This is a genomic window from Nostoc sp. FACHB-888 (assembly GCF_014696655.1).
GTDB lineage: Bacteria > Cyanobacteriota > Cyanobacteriia > Cyanobacteriales > Nostocaceae > Nostoc.
The window spans coordinates 1-4421 of the sequence record NZ_JACJQM010000283.1 but is presented as its reverse complement, the minus strand read 5'-3'; the positions used below and the strand labels follow the sequence as shown (position 1 = coordinate 4421).

At 43.0% G+C, this 4421-nt stretch carries 6 protein-coding genes and 1 pseudogene; 2 read left to right on the top strand and 5 right to left on the bottom strand.

The window, feature by feature from the left end; translation table 11 throughout:
• Positions 1-275: 275 nt before the first annotated feature.
• Positions 276-440 carry a hypothetical protein gene (locus tag H6G26_RS39100; protein ID WP_190737190.1) on the bottom strand — a complete coding sequence of 55 codons (165 nt, stop codon included), beginning with the start codon at positions 438-440 and terminating at the stop codon, positions 276-278.
• Between the two features lie 171 nt (positions 441-611).
• A pseudogene (locus H6G26_RS39095) lies at positions 612-2154 on the bottom strand (reverse transcriptase domain-containing protein).
• Positions 2155-2594: 440 nt separating this feature from the next.
• Between H6G26_RS39095 and H6G26_RS39090 the strand changes: the two are divergent.
• Positions 2595-2798, top strand: a complete 204-nt coding sequence (locus H6G26_RS39090) for a hypothetical protein (RefSeq protein WP_190737188.1) — start codon at positions 2595-2597, stop codon at positions 2796-2798.
• Here the strand turns inward: H6G26_RS39090 and H6G26_RS39085 are convergent.
• The 3 genes from H6G26_RS39085 to H6G26_RS43550 all read right to left on the bottom strand — a co-directional run bounded on the left by H6G26_RS39085 (position 2788) and on the right by H6G26_RS43550 (position 4217).
• A complete protein-coding gene (locus H6G26_RS39085; protein ID WP_190737186.1) occupies positions 2788-3468 on the bottom strand; it encodes a hypothetical protein in 681 nt (226 codons plus the stop codon). The genes H6G26_RS39090 and H6G26_RS39085 overlap by 11 nt on opposite strands.
• Positions 3469-3686: 218 nt before the next feature.
• A complete protein-coding gene (locus H6G26_RS39080) occupies positions 3687-3872 on the bottom strand; it encodes a hypothetical protein (protein WP_190737184.1) in 186 nt (61 codons plus the stop codon).
• Positions 3873-4022: 150 nt separating this feature from the next.
• On the bottom strand, positions 4023-4217 hold the full coding sequence (locus H6G26_RS43550; RefSeq protein ID WP_242054326.1) for a hypothetical protein: 195 nt from the start codon (positions 4215-4217) through the stop codon (positions 4023-4025).
• A gap of 45 nt (positions 4218-4262) precedes the next feature.
• On the opposite strand from H6G26_RS43550, the gene H6G26_RS39070 reads away from it, so the two are divergent.
• Positions 4263-4418, top strand: coding sequence for a hypothetical protein (locus H6G26_RS39070; protein WP_190737182.1), 156 nt, complete (start codon positions 4263-4265; stop codon positions 4416-4418).
• Positions 4419-4421: the final 3 nt, after the last annotated feature.

Sequence of the window (4421 nt, the reverse complement as noted above, 5' to 3'; positions counted from 1 at the left end):
CCAGCCAATAACTATTACCAGTATTAATACTTAATAGTATGAATATTCTTAGTAACTATTTTTGTATTATTTATAATACTTTTTGAAGTGCGGAAGATGGGATGTAGAGCGTTTCTACAGCACTCATTTTACAACTGGCATAGCACGGGACACCAGAAGCGGGAAGTTTTGCCCTATTCCTCGTACAACTTCTTCACTGTCCCGTTGTGTTGATATCCCCATTGAAATTGCAACCCAAAGACATTAGATGCCAAATTGCCAAAATTGTTCAGGGGTTATCTTATCTCGTATTCAGACTCCAGAAGATTCAACAATTTCTCCTCCACCGCAGTCAAATAGAGTCGCTTCAGTTCCCCCAGATGCTTCAGCACAGCACGGGCAGCATCTTCTAAATTCTCATTTTCCCGTAGCCTGTTAATGCGATCACTAATCTGCTGCATCTACTGACATTCCGACTCCAGGTAATTCAGCGGCTTCAAGTGGTCGATCCTCACGGTCTATTCGCCATCCCACATTGTGACTGTAGGTAGAGTCGATGGGGGCTATTATGCCCCGCACCTCTCTGTTAGATCCGTGCGTGCAACTTTCACTGCACACGGCTCCCGATGTTCTCAGCTTGCGCTTTTGCTCATGTGTTTGTAATCGTGGCAACTCTCATGAATTGCTTCAAGATTATTTCTTTTCCAGTTGGCGTGATTTCCGTCGATGTGATGCAGGTGAACCCTTTCCTCATCAATGAACTTTAAGCCGCAGGATGCACATTTATGGTTTTGCTTCTTAAGAGCTTTAGAGATTTCGCCGTCATAAAGTTTACTGTTACGTTCGCTCCAGTAGGCTGTATCTCCGTCATAGGGAGATTTTATTCCTTGAACCATGACGTGTTTGTTTTCGGAGTTAGGAACTGATGGGAATGCCTTTTTAACTAGCTTTTCGCTAGATTGGCGTGTATGTTTTGATTCCTTTTTGAATACCGTGTAAGTTCTATGGTTTAGGAACCAAAGGGAATGCTTTGACCCGTCCATCTTACAGAACTTGTGGTAGTTCCTCCAGCCTCTAACTATTAATGCTAGCTTTTCAGCTTTCACTATAGAACCATAATTCGAGTTGTTAACGATGTGTTTTACTTTCTTACGGAGAGCTTTGAAGTTGTCCACTGAAGGAGTGCTTTTAAACTTTCCGTTTTTCTGGACTTTAAAGTGCCAGCCGAGGAAATCAAACCCATCTGTCGCGGCGGTGATTTTGGTCTTCTTTTGGCTTACTTGCATTCCGCGTTTGCGGAGAAACTCGCTGATTCTTTCAAGTATCTCTATCGCGTTATCTTTGGGTTTTAGTATAATTACCATATCGTCCGCGTATCGGACTGATGGCTCAGTGATTTGCCCGTTGGCTCTGGATCGGTGAATACTTTCAATCCCGTTGAGTGCGATGTTCGCTAATAGTGGACTAACTACTCCCCCTTGAGGTGTTCCCTGTTCGGGGAATTCTGGATTAACTCCTGCCTTGAGGCATCGGAATATACCGAGTTTTAAGCCTTTGGGAGCAATGAGTTCGTTCATTATTGCTGAGTGATTAATCCTGTCGAAGCATTTTTCGATATCGAGTTCGATTACCCATTTTTCTATTCCGTTGCATCTAGAGTTTAGGTTGTTAAAGATGTATCTTTGTGCATCATGGGCAGAATGCCCAGTTCTAAACCCGTAACTCCTAGCGTGGAAAGTGGCTTCGTGTGCTGGTTCTAGTGCGTATTTTGCTAGGCATTGCCAAGCTCTATCCGAGATGGTTGGTATTTTAAGCATTCTGGTTGTCCCGTCCTTTTTGGGGATGGGGATTTCCCGTAAGCCTTGATGTTTCCAATTTCCACTATTCACTTTGAGTAGTTCTTCTAAATTGAAGCGTTCTTCAAATGTGAGGGATTTCTTACCATCGATGCCAGCCGTCTTTTTACCAGCATAAAGCTTGTGATACTTGTCTTATTGCAAGAAATCGAGCCGAGGTGGATTTTAGAATAAGCTTTTGGAGGAACCGCGCTTTCCGCTTGTCTCCAACTTGAACCGCTTTATACACGCGTTTTTGAAGGCGGAAAAGATTTCGGCGGAATTTCTTCCACGGTAAAGCTCTCCAAGATTCACTAGTTTTATAACTGTGTCTAATCATTTTCTCTTCTCTAGTTAGTGTATTCTGAACACCTCAGACCAATTACGGTCTGTCCTACCCGAATTGTGGGGATTCCTCCGCTCGTCTGGGCTACTCGGGGTTCGACTGCCCCTTGACCCACAATCCGTTTTTATTCGTTCCCTCGGAGAGATTGATAGTTCCGTTAGGCGTGGTCACTTCAACTACTGGATTCCCTTGACTCTTGCCGTTATTCAGTTGAAGATGCGGCGGGAATTAATTCTCCAGTGAAGTCAGGGATTTTGTGTTACGCCCTGCTCTGAGTTAAGTTGCTTTTCTAGACCCGATTTCACCGTAGGAACTCCCTATTAGCGCCAGTGTCACCCCGCAACGGTTGTCTGATTGCGCCCTGTTCCCAGCTTCACTCTACAAGAACCGAGCTTGTTCGGTGTGGGCAGATAAGGAGTCAATTCTGAGTCTGAATGGTAGGGCTTTCACCTACATCAAACCGAGAGTTCAGCCATACTTTCAGTAATCTGCTGACGGGCTGGATTAGTTATTTACGGACTGATTACCGGGATTCACTAATCAACGAATCGCACCAACTGAACTCACCGACATGGCTAACGATGCACCAGCACCCACCCATACCTCTGAGTTCGGAGCGGTTAAGATTTAGCCGCTAGTGCCAATAAGTAGCGAACGCATATCTGAATCATAGCACTCATAGCTTTTCCAACCAATTAAACCTAAAATGTTAGTTGAAAAATTGATAATTAATCTACTTTCAATATCAAATGCTAAATCCCTAAAAAATTGGTCTTGCTCATCATAATAGCTTGCAATAAGATTGAAGATGGTCGTGTTTACTCCACTAAGCTTTTCCTCATCTATATGATTAAACTGATTACGACCAGCATAAATTATTAATCCTATGGGCACATTACGAACTCTACGACCAGTACAAAACCTAGCGACTTTACTTTTAGGCTTTATAACTGAACGTAGTATTTCTGGCAAATCTTCAGCTATTTCTTCATTTGTAGAAAATAGTTGGATTCCCATTGAGGCTATTTGCAGCAAAGAACCACAGAGTGCTGCAATTGCAAAGCTTTCTGCAAAATACTCTTTTTGAGCCTGAAGTGATAACTTTATTGCTCTTTCATTTTCCAGTAACCAATTATCATAAGCTTGCTTTCGAGCTTCTAATATTGCTGCTGAATCAGTTAAATTACTGCTGAAGTTGAAAATTAGTATTGGTTTTTTAAGAAAAATTTCATTATATGAATTGATCCCATCAAAAAGCTTTAAAACTGCACTTTTTGTAGCTCTAAGATACTCTTCTGGTGAATCCATATTTTAGGTAAATAAACATTAAACATAACAATTTTAATCTTTTTCATTATTCCCTCACCCCCAGCGCCCCTCAGAATCTCCCTAACCCCCACTCTCTCTTGCTCCATCTGCTGAACGCGCTTCAATAACCGCTTGGGGGTATACTTTAATGACTTGAGGGTGCGATCGCCCTCACTCCAAAAGTCGTAGTGATGCTACGCCTGCTGCTAATTCTCGCATCAGCCGCCAGTTTCTAACGCCAACAAACTCAACACCTTATCTTCCAAGTCCGTCAAATAAGATCGCCTCAGCTTCCCCAACGACTCCAAAAACCTCTCGTCCTTTCCATGATGCGCTGCACCACATCTTTGACAATTCTGGCTGGCGGCACTTTTCCCCCTGCCTGCTCCACCGCTTGCCGCCATACTTCTTGCTGTTGCGATGGTTCTAGCTTAGCCCTCTTTTATCACTTTGGGAGAACCCAATCACTGAAACCCTTTCAGAGCTTTAATCTCCAGGTTTTAACTATAAATTTCAGTTCCTATTAGAAAATAAAGGCTCAAAGCTTGACTCAATCAAAGTTTCAGAATCTTGCTTCGATTATTGTTTTCCGAGAGTGACAAAACAGGGTTAGTCAGTGGTCGAACTTGGCGTTCGCTTGTAGGCAAAATTTGGGAACCATTGGTTCCCATTTCATCCGATATCTCGTTTTGGGAACCAATGGTTCCCATTTCATCCGGTATCTCATTTTGGGAACCATTGGTTCCCATTATTATGTTGTCAACTACATTTGAAGCAGCTATTAAATAATTTACATGGCGGTGAGTATACGCAAACCGAGAACGGCAATATTCCTCAAACGTCTTGTGGGTCGGGTTGAGTCGATGGGAGCTATTACGCTTCGCACCTCTCAGTTAGATCCGAACGTGAGACTTTCACCTCATTCGGCTCCCGATATCCTTGAGGATTAATTC